This window comes from Microbacterium sp. zg-Y818 (assembly GCF_030246905.1).
GTDB lineage: Bacteria > Actinomycetota > Actinomycetes > Actinomycetales > Microbacteriaceae > Microbacterium.
This window is the reverse complement of the sequence record NZ_CP126741.1, coordinates 871,344-889,795: the sequence shown is the minus strand read 5'-3', so window position 1 is coordinate 889,795 and position 18,452 is coordinate 871,344. Positions and strand designations below refer to the sequence as shown.

Genomic DNA, 18,452 nt, shown 5'->3' with positions numbered 1-18,452 from the left:
GGGCCGCTAGCCTGAAGGGATGCGCTTCGCCCACGTGATTCCCTCCGCGGGTGCACCGCCCCGGCTTGCCGCCGTCCGCGGCGACGAGGCCGTCATCGTCGAGGACCTGTTCCCCGGCGCCCCTCGCCTGCTGCAGGACCTCATCGACGGCGGCGACGGGCTGCTCGGGCAGGTGCGCGACGCCGTCGATGCCGCCACGACGTGGCATCCGCTGGCCGGCACCTCCTTCGCCTCCGCAGTGCTCGCGCCGCCCGTGATCTTGGCGATCGGGCTGAACTACGCCGCCCACTCCAGCGAGCTCGGACTGAAGGCGGACACCGCCCCGACGGTGTTCGTGCTGTGGCCCAACTCCCTCACCTCGCATCAGGCGACGACGTCGTGGCCACGCTCCCTCAGCGAGTCGGTCGACTATGAGGCGGAGCTGGGCGTCATCATCGGCCGTCCCGCGAAGGACGTTTCCACCGAGGCGGCACTTGAATACGTGTGGGGCTACACGGTGGTCAACGACATCACCGCGCGCGACATCCAGTTCTCGGAGGCGCAGTGGTCGCGCTGCAAGTCGTTCGACGGCTTCACGCCCACCGGCCCGTTCGTGGTGACCGCCGATGAGATCCCCGATCCGCAGGACCTGCACATCTGGGCCGTGGTCGACGGCCAGACGGTGCAGGATGCCACCACGGGCCAGATGATCCGTTCGGTCGCGACCCTCGTGTCGCACCTGTCTTCGTCGGCGACGCTGCTGCCGGGCACCCTCATCTCCACCGGCAGCCCCGGTGGAGCCGGCTACTCCCGGGACCCGCAGATCTTCCTGCGCGACCGGTCCACCGTCACCGTCGGCATCGACGGCATCGGCGAGCTCACGACGCGCTGCCGCATCTACGACTGAACCCCCGCACGCCGCAGCGCACGGGGGTTCCGTCGACACCAGGGTCAGTCGCAGGTGATCTGCGTGCCGTCGGTCAGCTGCCACACACCGGTGCCGAGCTCATTGCAGGCCGCGTCGGTCGCGCCGAGCACCGCAGTGAAGATCACGATGCCGAGGATGATCATCAGCACCATGAGCACGCTGCTGATGATGATGGCCGCCAGTGCCCACGTGTTCTTGACGCCGGCCTTCTTGCTCTGCACGTACGCCACGATGCCGAGGATCAGGCCGAACAGCTGCGCGAAGAACGACAGCACGAAGGCGACGATGCCCAGCGTCTTTCCGGGCACGGGCGCGCCCGGCGCCGCCGGGGCACCGCTCGGGTCGTATGCGGGCGCCGCGCCGTACGCGGGCGCGGAGCCGTAGGCGGGCGCTGCCGGAGGTGCGGTCGGAGGCTGGTAGGGGGGCTGCCCGGCCGGAGGGGTGGGCGACTGCGGGGGGTTCTGGTCGGACATGTCTGCTCCTTGATGTGCCGGCGTGTCCCGGATGAGAAAACGCTAGCCTTCCCCGTTAAAGTGCGACAAATCGCCCCATTCAGCTCTCGATTATGCTATCGGCGGCCTGCTGCACCGGGATGGCGGCGGTGATGGCCTCGAGGCCCGACAACCGCGCCGGCGACAGCTGCTTGTCCACCTCGTCCCGGCTCATGAGCCCTGCTTCGACCACGAGGTCGCCCACGTTGTGGCCCGTCAGCAGGGCGGTCTTGGCGAGAGCCGCGGATGCCGCATAGCCGATGAACGGCGTGAGGGCCGTGACCACACCCACCGACGACCCGACCATCGCGCCCAGGCGTGCGCGGTTCGCGGTGATGCCGTCGATGCAGTTGACCCGCAGCGTGCGCATGGCCCGACGCATCCAGGTGATCGACTGGAAGAGCGAATGCGCGATGATCGGCTCGAACGCGTTCAGCTGCAGCTGGCCTCCTTCGACGGCCATCGTGATGGTGAGGTCGGCGCCCGCCACCGAGAAAGCGACCTGGTTCACGACCTCCGGGATGACCGGGTTGACCTTGCCGGGCATGATGCTCGAGCCCGCTTGGCGCGCCGGCAGGTTGATCTCGCCGAACCCCGCCTGCGGTCCGCTGGAGAGCAGCCGCAGGTCGTTGCTGATCTTCGACAGCTTGATCGCGTTGCGCTTGAGTGAGGAGGAGAACGACATGAACGAGCCCGTGTCGCTCGTGGACTCCACGAGATCCACCGCAGTCTCGAGGTCGAGCCCCGAGATCTCGCGCAGGTGCCGCAGCACGGCGCGGGAGTAGTCGGGGTGCGTCGTGATGCCTGTGCCGATCGCGGTGGCGCCCATGTTGATCTCGTACAGCAGCGACGCGTTCTCGGTGAGCCGCGCGTGGTCCTCGCCGAGCGTGGTGGCGAAGCCGTGGAACTCCTGCCCCAGGGTCATCGGCACCGCGTCCTGCAGCTGGGTGCGACCGACCTTCAGCACGTCGTGGAACTCGACCGCCTTGGCCAGGAACGACTGACGGAGCAGGTCGAGCTCCTCCAGCAGCGTGCGCAGGTCCAGTCCGAGGCCCACCTTGATCGCCGTCGGGTAGACGTCGTTCGTCGACTGGCTGCGGTTGGTGTGATCGATCGGCGAGAGGAAGGCGTAGTCGCCCTTGGGCCGCCCTGCCATCTCGAGCGCGATGTTGGTGATGACCTCGTTGGCATTCATGTTGGTCGACGTTCCGGCGCCGCCCTGCACGACGCCGACGACGAACTGGTCGTGGAACTCGCCGTCGATGACGCGCTGCGCGGCAGCGTCGATGAGGCGGGCGCGCTCGGGGTCGAGCGCCCCGATCTCGGCGTTGGCTCGGGCAGACGCCTGCTTGACCATCGCCAGCGCGCAGACGAGGTCGCGGTAGACCGAGATCGGCCGCTGCGAGATGGGGAAGTTCTCGAGGGCCCGGGCGGTGTGCACCCCCCAGTACGCGTCGGCGGGGATCTCCACCGACCCCAGGGAGTCGGTCTCGGTGCGGGTGGCGGGCGTGTCGTCCAGTGGCATGATGCGTCCTCGTGGGTGCTCACAGCGGTGTGATGGGATCCTCCGAGCCTACCCGGGGACACCGGTCGCCCTCGCCCGATGCCGTCAGCGAGCGGGTTTGCGCGAGAACGCCTCGAGCCGCTCCTGGGGAGTCAGCCGCGCCATCTCGGCGACCCACGCCGGCGAGAAGTGGTCGCCCGTGGGGGCATCGGCGACCGGGACGACGGCGTGGGTGATCGTGTCGTCGTACACGTGCACGAGATGGAAGGACTGCCCGGCATCCATGCCGTTGACCTCCGCCGGCGGCCGCTGCAGGTTCATCGTGTAGCAGGTGGCCGACGCGACGCTGACGGGGATGCCGGCGAACGTGCCGTGCGTGGAGTAGTGCAGGTGACCTGCGAGGATGCCGCGCACGTCGCTTCCCCGGACGAGGTCGGCCAGAGCGTCCTGGTGGCGGAGCTCGAGGATGTCGAAGAGCGGGATGTGGCTGGGAAGCGGCGGGTGGTGCATCGCCAGCAGCGTGCCCAGCGGCGCCGGCTCCCGCAGTACACCGCGCAGCCAGTCCAGCTGCGCGGGGTCGAGGTCGCCGTGGTGCCAGCCCGGCACGCTGGTGTCCAGCGCCACCAGGCGCAGCCCGCCCAGGTCCCAGACCCCGGTGACGGGCTCTTCGTTGGCCTCGAGCCCCAGGAGCTCGCGGCGGAGCTCGGGGCGTTCGTCGTGGTTTCCGGCCACCCAGATCACCGGCGCCTCGAGCCGTTCGGCGACGGGTTCGACCGCCGCGCGCAGTGCGCGATACGCCTCGGGCTCCCCCAGATCGGTGAGGTCGCCGGTGAAGACCAGCGCGTCGGGCCGCACACCCAGCCGCTGTACCGCCGCGAGCGTCGCCTCGAGGTTGCGGGCCACGTCGAAGCGCCCGCCGAGCCTGACGTCACCGCCCAGCAGGTGGGTGTCGCTCAGGTGAACGAGGGTGCGACGGGCCGGCGGATGGATGCCGAACTGCACAGGCTGCGGGGGCTGCATTCCGCCGAGTCTAGGCGAGGGCTCCGACGCCCGATCCGGTCAGTGGTTGAAGAGGATCAGCAGCAGACCGAACAGCACCGCGCCCGCGCACACCGCGAACGCGGCGTACGCCCCGACGAGCGCGAGACGCTTCTGACCATCGGTCAGCGGACTGCGGGTGGCGGCCTTCGCGGCGGCCTTGGCCGCCCGGCGCGCCTGCTTCTCGGAGATGACGGTGATGGCGTCGGTGAACTCCGCCGGGGCGACGACGGGAGCCCGCCCGGCACGCACCAGCAAACGCAGCCCGAGGGCGTAGAAGCCGACCACAACGACTGCGGCGAGCAGAGCGGCGACGAAGACCTCCAGGAATGCCACCCAATCGATCGAGAAGCTCACCGGTCGCCCTTCCGTTCGTCGGCGCGGGCGCCTGTCGTGGCATCCTTCGTCTGCGTCATCTCGTTCTCCGCCTGCTCGCGCAGGAGCGCGCGGTGACGGCGGGTGGGCGGCGGGTTGCGCTTGACCTTCACCGCGCGGCCGGACTCCGCCACTTCGCTCATCGCGTTGGCGGCGTTGACCTCGTTGCGGCGCGAACGCAGGAAGATCGCCAGGACGATGACGACCGCGGCGACCGCTCCCACCAGCACACCCACGACCTGGCCGAGCCACACCACGATGAGAGCGAAGAGCGCGCCGACGGCGCCGGCGGCGGGGAGCGTCAGCAGCCAGCCGATCATGATGCGTCCGACCGTGCGCCAGCGCACCGTCGAGCCGCGTCGACCGAGACCCGATCCGATGACCGAGCCGGAGGCGACCTGCGTCGTCGACAGCGCGAACCCGAGGGCGCTGGAGGCGAGGATGGTCGACGCGGTGGATGCCTCCGCAGAGAAGCCCTGCGCGGGCTTGACGTCGGTGAGGCCCTTGCCGAGCGTGCGGATGATGCGCCAGCCGCCCATGTAGGTGCCGAGGGCGATCGTCACGGCGCACGCGAAGATGACCCACAGCTGGGGCTGGTCCGAGGACTGCCACCCGACGGTGATGAGCGCCAGGGTGATGACCCCCATCGTCTTCTGCGCGTCGTTGGTGCCGTGGGCGAGTGCCACGAGCGACGACGTGAAGATCTGTCCCCAGCGGAAGCCGTCGCGCCCATCGGGCTTGGAGTCGTACCGGCGGGTCATGGCATAGGCGAGCTTGGTCACCGTGAACGCGATGATCCCGGCGGTCAGCGGCGCGATGAGGGCGGGCAGCACCACCTTGGACATGACGACACCGACATTGATCGCCGCCGCACTCGCGCCCACGAGGGTGGCCCCGATGAGACCGCCGAACAGTGCGTGCGACGAGCTGGAGGGCAGCCCCAGCAGCCAGGTGAGCATGTTCCAGGTGATCGCGCCGATGAGCCCGGCGAAGATGATCGACGGGAAGACCGTGGCCGAGATCTCGTCTTCTCGGATCATGCCGCCCGAGATGGTCCGGGCCACCTCGGTGGACAGGAACGCGCCCACGAGGTTCAGCACCGCCGCCAGCAGCACCGCGGTCTTGGGCTTGAGAGCACCGGTGGCGATGGGCGTGGCCATCGCGTTCGCCGTGTCGTGAAAGCCGTTGGTGAAGTCGAAGAAGAGGGCCAGTGCGATGACCAGGACGACGATGAGGGCTGCGGTTTCCACCGTTCGCTTTCCGTCGGGAGATGGGGGAAGGGTGTCGACGAAGTCGACGTGCGAACGAACAGTTCAGCGGGGATTCGTGCTCCGTTTACCGGGCCGCAAGAAATCCTCGCACATCCGCGCCCGTGCTGCGTGCCGTTTCGGCACGCATCGACACGTGCCCGCCCGACGGCGGCTAGCGTGGTGTGGTGACCGTCATCGCGCAGACGCCCCCGGCATCGCCCACTCCCCCCGTCGCCGCTCGCCGCCCGGTCGAGCGGACCCACCACGGCGACACGTTCTCGGACCCCTATGAGTGGCTCCGGGCCAAGGAAGATCCCGAGGTGATCGCGCACCTCGAAGCCGAGAACGCGTACACCGAGGCGCGCACTGCGCACCTCGAGGGCCTGCGGGAGCGCATCTTCGAGGAGATCAAGGGCCGCACCCTCGAGACCGACCTCTCGGTCCCGACCCGCCGCGGCCAGTGGTGGTACTACGGCCGCACCCTGGAAGGCAGCCAGTACGGCATCCAGTGCCGCGCCCCGCTGACCTCCCCCGAGGACTGGACGCCGCCGGTGCTGTCGCCTGACGTGCCCGTGCCCGGTGAGCAGGTCCTGCTCGACGGCAACGTCGAGGCGGAAGGTCACGACTTCTTCTCCCTGGGCAGCTTCGAGGTCACCAGCGACGGGCGCACGCTGCTGTACGGCGTCGACACCGAGGGCGACGAGCGCTACACCGTCCGCGTGCGCGACCTCGAGACGGGCGCCGCCCTGCCGGATGAGATCCCCGGCACCTTCGCCGGCGCGACCTTCTCCCCCGATGGCCGGTTCATCGTCTACACGACCGTCGACGACGCCTGGCGGCCCGACACCGTGTGGCTGCACGAGCTGGGCACCCCCGTCGCCGACGACACGAAGCTCTTCCACGAACCCGATGAGCGGTACTGGGTGGGGGCCGGCTTCACCCACAGCGACCGGTACCTCATGATCGAGCTCGGCTCGTCGATCACCTCGGAGGAGTGGCTGCTGGATGCCGACGACCTCCGCGGCACGCCGCGCGTGGTCTGGCCGCGGCAGGACGGGGTGGAGTACTCCTCCGAGCACGCGGTCGTCGCCGGCGAGGACGTGCTCTACATCCTGCACAACGACAGCGCGCTCGATTTCGAACTGGTGCGGGTCGCGGCATCCGACCCGTCCGGCGCGCGCAAGACGGTGCTCGCCCACGAGCCGGGCCGGCGCCTGCTGGGCCTTTCGACCTTCCGCGACTGGGCCGTGACGGCGTACCGCCGCGAAGGACTGGAGCGCGTCGGCATGCTCGACTACGCCACCGACGCGGTCAAGGAGATCGCCTTCGACGAGCCGCTCTACAGCGTGGGACTGTCGGGCAACCCGGAGTGGGCGCCGCCCATGCTGCGGTTCGGATACGGGTCCTACGTCACCCCCGGCACCGTCTACGACTACGTCGTGGCCACCGGCGAGCTGCTGCTGCGCAAGCGTCAGCCGGTTCTCGGCGGCTACGAGGCGTCGGACTACGCGCAGGAGCGGGTGTGGGCGACGGCGGGCGACGGCACCCGGGTGCCGGTGTCGCTGGTGTGGAAGCGCTCGTTCGGCGCGCCCGCCGTGGACGGCCCCCGCCCGCTGCACCTCTACGGCTACGGCTCGTACGAGCACTCCATCGACCCGGGGTTCTCGGTGGCGCGGCTGTCGCTGCTCGACCGCGGCGTCGTGTTCGCCATCGCGCACGTGCGCGGCGGCGGCGAGATGGGCCGCCAGTGGTACGAAGAGGGAAAGCTGCTGCACAAGCGCAACACCTTCACCGACTTCGTCGACGCCGCCCGTCACCTCGTCGACGCCGGCTACACCTCCCCCGACCGGATGGTCGCCGAGGGCGGGTCGGCCGGTGGGCTGCTGATGGGCGCGGTGGCGAACCTGGCGCCGGAGCTGTTCGCCGGCATCCTCGCCGGTGTGCCGTTCGTCGACGCTCTCACGACGATCCTCGATCCCTCGCTTCCCCTGACGGTGATCGAGTGGGACGAGTGGGGCGACCCCCTGCACGACGCCGAGGTGTACGCGTACATGAAGTCGTACTCCCCCTATGAGAATGTCCGCGAAGGGGTGACCTACCCGCGCATCCTCGCAGTGACCTCCCTCAACGACACCCGCGTGATGTACGTGGAGCCGGCCAAGTGGGTCGCGCGCCTGCGCGAAGTCGGCGCCGACGCGCTGCTGAAGTGCGAGATGGTCGCCGGCCACGGCGGCGTCTCGGGCCGGTACAACTCCTGGAAGGAACGTGCCTTCGAGCTCGCCTGGCTGCTGGACGTGCTGCGAGTCGCCGACGCCGAGTGAGTATTCGCGGGCGCGAGTGAGTATTCGCGGGGCGAGGGTCCCGCCTGCAGGTGATCTCACCGGAACAGGAGGCTTCTGTGGCATCCGCCCTGTGTCCGTGAGATCACCTGCGCCGGGGAGGCCCTCAGCGGTGCAGTCCCTGCGCGATGGCCGTCGAGATGACCGTGATCACCCGCTCGGATTCGAAGAGCACCTGGTGGTAGTCGAAGCGCAGGACGCTGTACCCCAGCAGGATGAGCCGGGCGTCGGCGGCCAGGTCGCGGCGGCGGTCCCTTCCCTGATGATGGGCGAAGCCGTCGAGCTGCACGACCAGCCGTTCCCCGATCAGCGCATCGACGGGGTGGCCGTCGATCCACACCTGCTGGCGCACGCTCACCCCGATCGAGCGGGCCAGCAGGACGAACCGCGTCTCGACCCCCGAGTCGGACAGGTCGGATGCCACGGCCGCCAGCGCCCGCGCCGCCTCCCCGCGCCATTGGATGCGTGCCAGCAACGCGGGAGGCACCGCCTTCTGCCGGATGGCCGATTCCCAGACGCAGAGGGCATCGGCCATCGGCGCGCAGCGCGCGACCTGGAAGAGGATGTTCGGCAGCGGGTCCACCAGGGTGCCCCCACCCACCGGCGCCGGCCCACGGGACCAATGCAGGCGCACTCCGTCGGCATCGTGGCGTGACGAGGTCGGCGGAACCACGAGGTGGGTCTGCTGGTGCGGCGGCGTCCACAGGCCGATGTGCGCCGCCGCGCTCACGCAGCTGAGTCGCCCGCCGACGTAGGCCGCACGGCGCGGGCCCGGTGGGCAGTCGCGCGTGACCAGCCAGGAGCGCCGCACCCGCTGCACCGCGCCGCGCTCTACCGCGAGGCGGATGCCGTGGGTCGTGAAGCCCGCGGCCTTCACGGCGCTGGAATGGGCGGCCCCGCCGTGGGCGACGAGCCACGAGACGAGTACCGATGTCGGATGCATGCCGTCATCCTGCGGGGCACGGCCTCGGCCCCGCGGGCGCCGAGCCGCGCCCCGTGGACGGACTCGCGACTCGGCCGCCTGTGCAGGAGGCGCAGCGGCGCAAGTGCGGCATCCACCCTCCCCCGGAACAGGAAGACTCACCGCAACAGGACGGAGAGCGCCCGAAGCATCCTGTCTCGCCGAGATCACCTGCGCCCGGGATGGATGCCGGCCCGTGGCGCGGCGGCGCTAGCGCGGCGCGAGCCCGGCATCCCTCCCCGCCGCGCGGCGGCGCGAGCGCGGCGCGAGCGCGGCATCCCTCCCCGCGACAGGAAGACTCACCGACACAGGACGAAGCAGCCCGGAACGACCTGTTCCCGGGAGACCTCCTGCAGCGGGGAGGTCTCCCGGGAACATACGGTCGCCCAGCGACGAAGGCCGCGTGACGCGTGACGCGCGACGCGAACTCAGCCGAAGAGCGCGGCGGCCTCTTCGTAGCGGTACAGGGGCACGGTGTTGAGCTCGCCGAGCGCCTCTTCGAACGAGACGCGCACGATGTCGGTGCCCTTCATCGAGACCATCTGGCCCCACGCGCCGTCCATGATGGCGTCGGCGGCGTGCAGCCCCAGGCGGGTCGCCAGCACACGGTCGAACGCCGAGGGCGAGCCGCCCCGCTGGATGTGGCCGAGCACGGTGGCCCGAGTCTCGATGCCGGTGATGCGCTCGATCTCCGGCGCGATGATCTCGCCGATGCCGCCCAGGCGCGGGCGGTTGAAGGCATCCAGTCCCTTGTCGCTGTAGGCCTCGTCCATGCCGGACAGCTTGAAGCCCTCCGACACGACGACCAGTGGCGCGCGGCCGCGGTCGTGGGCTTTGGAGACCTGCTCGCAGATGTCATCGATCGACATCGGCACCTCGGGGATGCAGATGACGTGTGCGCCGGCGGCCATGCCGGCGTGCAGGGCGATCCAGCCGACGTGGCGGCCCATCACCTCGGCGACCATGCACCGCTGGTGCGAGTCACCGGTGGTGCGGAGGCGATCCATCGCGTCGGTGGCGATGTTCACGGCGGTGTCGAAGCCGAAGGAGTAGTCCGTGGCCCGAAGGTCGTTGTCGATCGTCTTGGGGACGCCCAGCACGTTGATGCCGTCTTTGGAGAGACGGTTCGCTGCGGCCAGGGTGCCCTCGCCGCCGATGGCGATGATGCCGTCGATGCGGTGGCCGTAGAGCGTCTTGGCGATGTTCTCGGCGCCGCCGCGCGGGCCTTCGTAGGGGTTCGTGCGGCTGGTGCCGAGGATCGTGCCGCCGACCTTCGACAGGCCCTTCACCTCGTGTCGGGTCAGGGGGAAGAAGTCCGCGTCGACGACCCCGCGCCAGCCGTCGCGGACGCCGACGAACTCGAGGTCGTAGGTGGTGGTGCCCTTGAGCACGACGCCGCGGATGACCGCGTTCAGGCCGGGGCAGTCGCCGCCGCTCGTGAGGATGCCGATCTTCATGGAACGTCCTTGCTGTCAGCTGTTCAGTGATGGTGCGGCCACGCTGCCTCCCTCGACACTATCGCCGCACGCGATCACCTGCCAGACGTGCGGGCCGGGGTAAATGCGACGCGGCCCCGCCGAAAGGCGGGACCGCGTCGATCATCAGGCCGCGTCGGCGGCAGCGGGTATCAGCTGCCGCCGAGCGACCGCCGCAGCAGATGCATGAGGGCGGCCAGCTGCACCGAGTCGGTCGACGCGGCGTCGGCCGCCTCGCCGTCCAGTGCACGCGCCGCGAGGCCCTGCTTGGAGTCGATGAGCTCGGCGATCTTGGTGTCGATCGTGTGCGCCGCGATGATGCGCCACGCCGTGACGGGCTCGCCCTGACCGATCCGGTGCACGCGGTCGATCGCCTGGGTCTGCTCGGCTGCCGTCCACGACAGCTCCGCGAGGACGACGTTGGATGCCGCCTGCAGGTTCAGCCCCACACCGGCAGCCGTCAGCGAGCACACCGCGATGCCGACGCCCGGATCGTTGTTGAACGCGTCGATGGCGTCCTGGCGAGCAGGGGTCGTCTGGTCGCCACGGATCGACACGGTGCGCAGGCCCGCCGCGGCGAAGTGCGCCTCGGCGGCATCCATGACGTCGATGTGCTTGGCGAAGAAGACGACCTTGCCCACCGACCGCTGCAGCTGCACCGCGTAGTCCGCAGCGAGCAGGGCCTTGGCCTGGCCGATGCGGCGGACCATGGTGAAGACGTTCTCCGAGCCGGAGCCGGCGGACTTGGCCTCTTCCAGCTCGTTGTGCGCGACGAGCCGCACGATGTCCTCGTCGTAGTCGCCCAGGAACACCCGGTCACCGCGCGCTTCGAGGATGCGGCGGTACTTCGCCGCGAGGCGGTCGCCGAGCTCGCGCTCCGCGGCCCGGATCGAGCGACCGAAGTCGTCGTCGAGCTCGACGGGGAGGTCGGCGATGAGCTTGTCTGGGAGATCCGCGGCGACGTCCTTCTTCTTGCGCCGCACGATCCCCATCGAGATGACGGCCTCGCGCGCCTCGGGGTAGAACGCCTTGTCCGCCGGCGTCAGACCCGTGGCATCGAGCTTCTCCATGAGCTCGGGACCGGGCTTCTCGCCGTTGGTCCAGCCGAGGAAGCGCCAGATCGCGTCGAAGTCCTCGACGTCGTTGATCAGCGGGGTGCCGGTAAGGGCGAGCATGAGCGGGTCGCTGACCTGCTCGCGGATGAGACCGGCCAGCGCCAGCACATTCTGGGACCGCTGCGACGAGAGGTTCTTGATGAAGTGCGCCTCGTCGACGACCATGCCCTTCAGGCCGATCGAGCCGAGCCACGACAAGTGCCGGTCGAGGATCTCGTAGTTGACGATGAAGACGTCCGCGAACGCGTCGATGTTCTCGCCGTCGCCGTGGATGACCGTTGCACGACGCTGCGGCGTCCAGCGGTGCACCTCGCGGGCCCAGTTCATCTTGACCACGTTGGGCACGACCACCAGCAGAGGGTAGGCGTCGGCGACGGATGCCGCGAGCACCGACTCGGCCGTCTTGCCGAGTCCCGGCTCGTCGGCGAGCAGGAAGCTGCGGTGACCGTGACGCACTGCCTCGAGGAACCGCGACTGGTGCGGCATGATCTCGAGGCCCTTGGGCGACAGGCGGTCGAACTCGGGCATGGGCGGCAGGTCCATCGACGCCGCGGTGCCGCCGGCGCCGGTCTCGAACGCCTTGTACAGCGGCCCCATGAGCTCCCAGCCGTCGAGGCGGCGACGGGGAGTGTCGGCGTGCGGCTTGCGCGAGAGGTCCGGCGGCAGGAACGGGTTCGCCTCGCGGCGTGCCTCGATCTGCGGGGGGAACACCTGACGCGAGCTGACGGCGGCCGGGACGACGGGGGCCGCCACCGGGACGCGGTCGGTGATGATGAGCTCGTCCGGCGGGAGCTCGGCTCCCGACTCGAGCAGCCAGTCCCGACGCATGCGCTTGGCCACAGGCGACGTGGCCTGGTCGACCTCGAGCAGCTGGATGAGCGACGTGTCACGCGCCGCGGTCTTGGCGAGGATCGTGGCGACCCCGTCGAGGCGCTTGAGCAGCTCCGCGCGCGTGGCATCGGTGACGTCGGTGTCGGCCTTGACCCGGGCCCGCTCCTCGCGCACGAGGAAGGCGATCACCTGGAACTTCGAACGGTTGGTGGGGCCGAGCTTTCCGCGCTGGGACTTGGCCTCGACCTCGCGCACCTTGCGGGCGAGGATCGGGATGATGGGCGCGTCGTCGTCACGTCGCGACGACGAATTCTTCCTGCGCCGCGACGTGGACTGCGCGGCAGGTGCCGTGGTCGGCATGCTCCTCCTGGGCGTGGATGCCGGATGCCTCGGGCTTTCCCGGGGCGGGATCGATCTGCATGTCACCGCGTGCGGCTCGGATGCCGGGACGACCGCGGTAAAGGGACATCGCACGTGGCGACACGGGCCCACTGCGGCCGAATGCGGCGGCGAGGCGCCTTTCCCCGACATCCAGTCTAGGGCATATGCGCCGGTCAGCCCCAGATCATTGCGGCTATGTCTTCGGTATAGCCTTCGGGCCCGTAGTCCAGCCACACCGTGGACACCCAGCCGTTGTCGCGGAAGAAGTGCGTCTCGCCCTTCTCCACCAGCTTGTCGTCGTAGCTCAGGAGCGTCTCGTTGAACCGGCACAGGGTGCCGCCCTGCGCGTCGCCGCAGGCGAAGCCGGAGCCTGACAGCGCTGCGACCAGCTCGGATTCGGCGGCCGGGTCGACGATCGCGACACTCGTCGCGATGCCCCGCTCGGAGGGGTAGCCCCACGTGCACCGCAGCGTCGGCACACCCGATTCCAGCAACGCCAGCGCATCGGCGTTCTGCGTGGAGGGCATGGTGACGCCGGGGTCGTTCATCGGCGCGACATTCGCCTCGAGCACCCCGCGCATCGACGAGGAGTAGATGTCGTCGCAGGATGCCGGAAGGGCGATGTCCTGTGCGGGCGCGCTCGCGCTCGGCGACGCCTCCGGGGTGGCATCCGGTGTGGCATCCGGTTTCGACGAGCCTGCCGTTGGCGTGCCCGAGGGGGTGGCGCCGGTCGGCTCCGTGGCGGAGGGCTCCGGCTGGCAGCCGGCCAGCGCGCCGGTGAGCATGCCGACCACCGCCACGACGAGGGCAGTGCGGCGAAGGGAGGTCGAGGTGTCAGCCGAGGTGCGCATCGCCTCCGACGATAGCGCGATGCGGCCGCCAGGTCGGCGCAGCCGTCCACCGACGAGCGACGAGCCCGCTGGCCCTGACCGGGCTTGCGGGGACGGTTGAATCGGCGACATGATGCCTTCATCCGTCCCCGGATGAAGTCACGAAGGAGTGACGATGACACCTACGGCCCCGGTATCACGACGACAGTTCCTGAGTCTGGCGGGCATGCTCGCCGGGACGGCTGCGCTCGCCGCCTGCAGCGGATCGCCCATCGCGGGCCAGACCGCTCGGCCGCTGCAGTTCTGGCACCTGCTCAGCGGCGCCGACGGCGTGACGATGTCGGGACTCATCGACACCGCCAACGCCGCACAGACGGCGTATGGCGTGCACCCGACGGTGCTGTCGTGGGGCGAGCCGTACTACACCAAGCTCGCCATGGCGGCCGCCGGCGGACGGGCGCCCGACCTGTCGGTGATGCACGCGTCGCGTGTCGTCGGATACGCCCCCGGCGGGCTGCTCGACCCGTGGGACGTGCAGCGCCTGGCCGACCTCGGCGTCGACGAAGCCTCGTTCCCTGCGGCCGTCTGGGAGAAGGGTTTCGTCGGCGACGACCTCTACAGCGTCGCGCTGGACGCTCACCCGTTCATCCTCATGTTCAACACCGAGATCTGCGAGCGCGCAGGGGTACTGGACAGCGACGGACGCCTGCGTGCCGTCTCCTCCCCGGAGGACTTCCTGGAGCTCGCCCGGGCCGTTGCCGGCGAGTCCGAGGGCCACGGCCTGTCCTACGGTTACCTCGGCGACGGGGCGCAGATGTGGCGCCTGTTCTACACGCTCTACACCCAGCACGGCTCCGAGATCGAGCTGCCCGAAGGCGGCACCGCCGAGATGGACGACGACGTGGCGCTGACCGCCCTGACGTTCATGCAGCAGCTGCTCGACGGCGAGATCGCGGCGCGAGAGAACGATTACCAGTCGGCGATCGCCGAGTTCGCCACCGGCCGCAGCGGCCTCTTCCTCACCGGCGTGTGGGAGCTGCGGTCGATGCAGCAAGCGGACCTGCCACTGGATGCCACGCTCATCCCGACCCTCTTCGGTACGCCGAGCGTCTACGCCGACTCCCACGCGTTCACGCTGCCGCACCAGAGCTCACCGAACCCCGAGACGCGGGACCTCGTCTACCGGTTCGTCGCCGACATCCTCAAGGGTTCGTTCGACTGGGCCGGCGCCGGGCACATCCCGGCGTACCTGCCCGTCACCGAGGCTCCGGCTTATGCCGACCTGCTGCCGCAGGCCCACTACGCCGAGGCCGCGGAGTACGTGCGCTACGACCCGCCCGCGTGGTTCACCGGGTCGGGCTCCCGATTCCAAGCCGAGTTCGGCTCCGCGGTGCAGAACGTGCTGCTGGGCGGCGATGACCCGGTTGCCGCGATCACCCGCTTCCGCTCGCGCCTGGACACCCAGCTGCGAACACCCAATCCGGCCAACCCGCAGGGAGGCGCGTCATGACCACCACGGCACCTGCCGCCTCCACAGCGACGGTCGTGACCGGCCGTCCGGGGGCCCGCGTCCGCCACGCCACCGGCGAGCGCCGCGAGACCGCCGCGGCGTGGGGGTTCCTCACCCCGTTCATGATCGCCTTCGTGCTGTTCCTGGTGTGGCCGCTGCTGCACGGGCTTTACCTGAGCTTCACCGACCAGTCCCTCACCGGCGCCGGAGGCGGTTTCGTCGGGTTCGCCAACTACGCCGAAGCGCTCGGCGACCCGGTGATGTGGCGGTCACTCGGGAACACGGTGTGGTTCACCATCCTCTCGACGGTGCCGCTGGTGCTCCTCGCGCTCGTGATGGCCCTTCTGGTGCACCGGGGGCTCCCCGCCCAGTGGCTGTGGCGGCTGTCGTTCTTCATGCCCTACCTGCTGGCATCCACCGTCATCTCGCAGATCTGGGTGTGGATCTTCAACCCCCAGATCGGCGCCGCCAACCGGGTGCTCGCCTGGTTCGGACTGGAGCCCCTCGCGTGGCTGCAGAGCCCGGACACCAACATGTACGCCATCGTCATCGCCACGGTGTGGTGGACGGTGGGCTTCAACTTCCTGCTATACCTCGCGGCACTGCAGAACATCCCCGCGCAGCAGTACGAGGCGGCCGCCATCGACGGTGCGGGACCCTGGCGGCAGCTGTGGTCGATCACCCTGCCGCAGCTGGGCCAGGTGACGGTGCTCATCGTCATCCTGCAGATGCTCGCGTCGCTGAAGCTCTTCGACCAGGCGTACCAGATGCTCGGCGGCGTCGCGAGTGACACCACCCGCTCGATCGTGCAGTACATCTACGAGGCCGGATTCGTCGGTTACCGGTTCGGATACTCCTCGGCCATCTCCTACGTGTTCTTCGCCATCATCGTCATCATCGGGGTGGTGCAGGCGTTCGCCATGCGCCGCCGGGGGGAGCAGTCATGACCACCACCGCTCAGGTCCGATCCCCGCTGGCGACGCCCGACGGCGCCGGCACCCGGCCCGACCGCACCACCAAGCCCGGCGCGCGCCGGCTGAGCCCGCTCAACATCCTCGCCTTCCTCGCGCTGGCGCTGATGGCGATCGGCTGGCTGCTTCCCTTTCTCTGGGCGGTGGCCACCTCGTTCATGACCGAGACCGATGCCGCCTCCGGTGGCAGCTGGATCGGTCCGTCGGGCCCCACCACCGACGCGTACGCGGCGATCCTCGCCCAGGGGAACGTCTACATCTGGGCGTTCAACAGCCTGTGGACCTCCGCTGCGGTGACCGCCATCACAGTGGCCATCTCGGCCATGGCCGCCTACGCGTTCTCGCGGCTGGAGTTTCCCGGCAGGAAGTTCCTCTTCGGCGCCGTGATCGCCTCGATCGTCGTGCCGCCGCAGGTGCTCATCATTCCGCTGTTCTACGAGATGCTCGCGTTCAACCTCGTCGACACCCCGCTGGGACTGATCCTGCCGCAGGTGGTCGCCCCGGCGATGGTGTTCATCCTGAAGAAGTTCTTCGACCAGGTGCCGATCGAACTCGAGGATGCCGCCCGGGTCGACGGCGCCGGGCGAGTGCGCGTGTTCTGGTCCATCGCGCTGCCGCTGTCGCGTGGCATCCTCGCCGCCGTCGCGATCTTCGTGTTCATCTCGACCTGGAACAACTTCCTCTGGCCGTTCCTCATCATCAACGACACGAACCTCATGACCCTGCCGGTGGGCCTGCAGACCGTGATCAGCGCCTACGGGGTGCAGTACGCCCAGGTCATGGCGCAGGCGGTGCTCGCTTCGCTGCCGCTGATCGTGCTGTTCCTGATCTTCCAGAAGCAGATCGTCCGCGGCGTCGCAACGACCGGTTTCGGCGGCACCTGAGCCGCTCCCCCTCGGCACACCCCCCTTCGACAGGAGAACCATGCCCCGCGCCCGCATCGTCATGGACCGCGACTTCACGGTGGGAGACGTGCCCCGCCGGCTCTTCGGCTCGTTCGTCGAGCACATGGGACGCTGCGTCTACACCGGCATCTTCGAGCCCGGGCACCCGCAGGCCGACGAGCGGGGGTTCCGCCGGGACGTGCTGGCGCTGGTGAAGGAGATGGGGCCGACGGTCGTGCGCTACCCGGGCGGCAACTTCGTCTCCGGATACCTCTGGGAGGACGGCGTCGGGCCCGTCGCCGACCGGCCGCGGCGCCTCGACGGCGCCTGGCACACCGTGGAGACGAACGCCTTCGGGCTGCACGAATTCGTCGACTGGGCACGGGAGGCCGACGTCGAGGTGATGCAGGCGGTGAACCTCGGCACGCGCGGCGTCGAAGAGGCGCGGGCGCTCGTGGAGTACTCCAATCACCCCGGCGGCACCTACTGGTCGGACCTGCGGCGCCGCAACGGTGCCGAGAAGCCCTTCGACATCCGGTTGTGGTGCCTGGGCAACGAGCTCGACGGGCCCTGGCAGATCGGGCACAAGACCGCGCACGAGTACGGCCGTCTCGCGCAGGAGACCGCCAAGGCGATGCGGTTCGTCGACCCCGACCTGGAACTCGTCGCGGTGGGGTCGTCGAACCGCCAGATGCCCACCTTCGGGTCGTGGGAGCACACCGTGCTCACCCACGCCTACGACGAGGTCGACTACATCTCGATGCACGCCTACTACCAGGAACGCAACGACGATGCGGCGTCGTTCCTGGCCGAAGCGGTCGACATGGACGCCTTCATCGAGGGCGTGGTGTCGACCATCGACGCGGTCAAGGCCGCCGGCAAGCACCGCAAACAGGTCGACATCTCGTTCGACGAGTGGAACGTCTGGTACCAGGAGGGCCTGCAGACCGACGATCAGCCACACCTCGTGGCCCGGCAGTGGCGGGAGCACCCGCGCCTCATCGAAGACACCTACTCTGTCACCGACGCGGTCGTGGTGGGCACGTTCCTCCACAGCCTGCTGCGTCACGGCGACCGCGTGCGCATCGCCAACCAGGCGCAGCTGGTCAACGTCATCGCCCCCATCCGCTCCGAGGAGAACGGCCCCGCGTGGCGGCAGACGATCTTCTGGCCCTTCGCCCGCATCGCCCACCTCGCCCGCGGTCGCATCCTGCGGCTCGCGGTGGATTCGGCGCAGATCCCGACGGTGAAGTTCGGCGACGTCGACGCGGTCGACGCTGCCGCGACGTGGGACGAGCAGACGGGCGAGGTGGCGCTGTTCCTGGCGAACCGGTCGCTGGATGAGGCCGCCGAGGTGACGCTCGAGCTGCGGGGGCTCGACGTCACCGAGGTGAAGGATGCCGAGGTGCTGACCGTTCCCGACGACGGCGACCGCCACACCGCCAACACCCAGGAGGCACCCGACTCCGTCGGGCTGGTTCCCCTGCGCGGCGTGGGCATCGACGACGGCGTGCTGCGTGCGACGCTTCCGCCGGTGTCGTGGGCCGTCGTGCGATTGGGGGTCGCCCGGTCGTGACCTGCGGCATCCTG

At 69.6% G+C, this 18,452-nt stretch carries 16 protein-coding genes; 6 read left to right on the top strand and 10 right to left on the bottom strand.

The window, feature by feature from the left end; all coding sequences use genetic code 11:
* Positions 1–19: 19 nt before the first annotated feature.
* Positions 20–886, top strand: coding sequence for a fumarylacetoacetate hydrolase family protein (locus QNO21_RS03935; protein ID WP_257519398.1), 867 nt, complete (start codon positions 20–22; stop codon positions 884–886).
* Between the two features lie 44 nt (positions 887–930).
* On the opposite strand, the gene QNO21_RS03930 is transcribed toward QNO21_RS03935, so the two are convergent.
* The 5 genes from QNO21_RS03930 to QNO21_RS03910 all read right to left on the bottom strand — a co-directional run bounded on the left by QNO21_RS03930 (position 931) and on the right by QNO21_RS03910 (position 5,565).
* A complete protein-coding gene (locus QNO21_RS03930; protein ID WP_257516937.1) occupies positions 931–1,380 on the bottom strand; it encodes a DUF4190 domain-containing protein in 450 nt (149 codons plus the stop codon).
* Positions 1,381–1,459: 79 nt separating this feature from the next.
* Positions 1,460–2,923, bottom strand: coding sequence for an aspartate ammonia-lyase (locus QNO21_RS03925; RefSeq protein ID WP_257519399.1), 1,464 nt, complete (start codon positions 2,921–2,923; stop codon positions 1,460–1,462).
* Positions 2,924–3,007: 84 nt separating this feature from the next.
* Positions 3,008–3,922 (bottom strand): phosphodiesterase, encoded by a 915-nt coding sequence (locus QNO21_RS03920; RefSeq protein ID WP_257517035.1) that lies wholly within the window; start codon positions 3,920–3,922, stop codon positions 3,008–3,010.
* 39 nt (positions 3,923–3,961) lie between these two features.
* Complete coding sequence (locus tag QNO21_RS03915) at positions 3,962–4,297, bottom strand: peptidase (RefSeq protein ID WP_257517034.1); 336 nt, start codon at positions 4,295–4,297, stop codon at positions 3,962–3,964.
* Positions 4,294–5,565, bottom strand: a complete 1,272-nt coding sequence (locus QNO21_RS03910) for an inorganic phosphate transporter (protein WP_257519400.1) — start codon at positions 5,563–5,565, stop codon at positions 4,294–4,296. Before QNO21_RS03910 ends, QNO21_RS03915 begins: the two co-directional genes overlap by 4 nt.
* Before the next feature lie 185 nt (positions 5,566–5,750).
* On the opposite strand from QNO21_RS03910, the gene QNO21_RS03905 reads away from it, so the two are divergent.
* Positions 5,751–7,886, top strand: a complete 2,136-nt coding sequence (locus QNO21_RS03905) for a S9 family peptidase (RefSeq protein ID WP_374211414.1) — start codon at positions 5,751–5,753, stop codon at positions 7,884–7,886.
* Positions 7,887–8,010: 124 nt separating this feature from the next.
* Here the strand turns inward: QNO21_RS03905 and QNO21_RS03900 are convergent, their stop codons facing one another.
* The 5 genes from QNO21_RS03900 to QNO21_RS03880 form a co-directional block, all read right to left on the bottom strand.
* Complete coding sequence (locus QNO21_RS03900; protein ID WP_257519401.1) at positions 8,011–8,847, bottom strand: DUF559 domain-containing protein; 837 nt, start codon at positions 8,845–8,847, stop codon at positions 8,011–8,013.
* 446 nt (positions 8,848–9,293) lie between these two features.
* Entirely contained in the window at positions 9,294–10,322 is a 1,029-nt protein-coding gene (locus tag QNO21_RS03895) for a 6-phosphofructokinase (protein WP_257517064.1), read from the bottom strand.
* Between the two features lie 170 nt (positions 10,323–10,492).
* Positions 10,493–12,646, bottom strand: a complete 2,154-nt coding sequence (locus tag QNO21_RS03890) for a DEAD/DEAH box helicase (RefSeq protein ID WP_257519402.1) — start codon at positions 12,644–12,646, stop codon at positions 10,493–10,495.
* Positions 12,579–12,755, bottom strand: a complete 177-nt coding sequence (locus tag QNO21_RS03885) for a hypothetical protein (RefSeq protein WP_257516422.1) — start codon at positions 12,753–12,755, stop codon at positions 12,579–12,581. The genes QNO21_RS03890 and QNO21_RS03885 overlap by 68 nt, the downstream gene beginning before the upstream one ends.
* 85 nt (positions 12,756–12,840) lie before the next feature.
* On the bottom strand, positions 12,841–13,518 hold the full coding sequence (locus QNO21_RS03880; protein WP_257516421.1) for an RAD23 family protein: 678 nt from the start codon (positions 13,516–13,518) through the stop codon (positions 12,841–12,843).
* A gap of 154 nt (positions 13,519–13,672) precedes the next feature.
* Here QNO21_RS03880 and QNO21_RS03875 point away from each other — a divergent pair, with 154 nt between their 5' ends.
* From QNO21_RS03875 to arfA, 4 genes are read left to right on the top strand one after another with little or no spacing between them, the layout of a single operon-like run.
* Positions 13,673–15,007, top strand: a complete 1,335-nt coding sequence (locus tag QNO21_RS03875) for an extracellular solute-binding protein (RefSeq protein WP_257519403.1) — start codon at positions 13,673–13,675, stop codon at positions 15,005–15,007.
* Positions 15,004–15,954 carry a carbohydrate ABC transporter permease gene (locus tag QNO21_RS03870; protein WP_257516419.1) on the top strand — a complete coding sequence of 317 codons (951 nt, stop codon included), beginning with the start codon at positions 15,004–15,006 and terminating at the stop codon, positions 15,952–15,954. Before QNO21_RS03875 ends, QNO21_RS03870 begins: the two co-directional genes overlap by 4 nt.
* Positions 15,951–16,862: a carbohydrate ABC transporter permease gene (locus QNO21_RS03865; RefSeq protein WP_257516418.1), complete on the top strand. Its 912-nt coding sequence runs from the start codon at positions 15,951–15,953 to the stop codon at positions 16,860–16,862. Before QNO21_RS03870 ends, QNO21_RS03865 begins: the two co-directional genes overlap by 4 nt.
* A 40-nt stretch (positions 16,863–16,902) precedes the next feature.
* Complete coding sequence (gene arfA, locus QNO21_RS03860; RefSeq protein ID WP_257519404.1) at positions 16,903–18,438, top strand: arabinosylfuranosidase ArfA; 1,536 nt, start codon at positions 16,903–16,905, stop codon at positions 18,436–18,438.
* Positions 18,439–18,452: the final 14 nt, after the last annotated feature.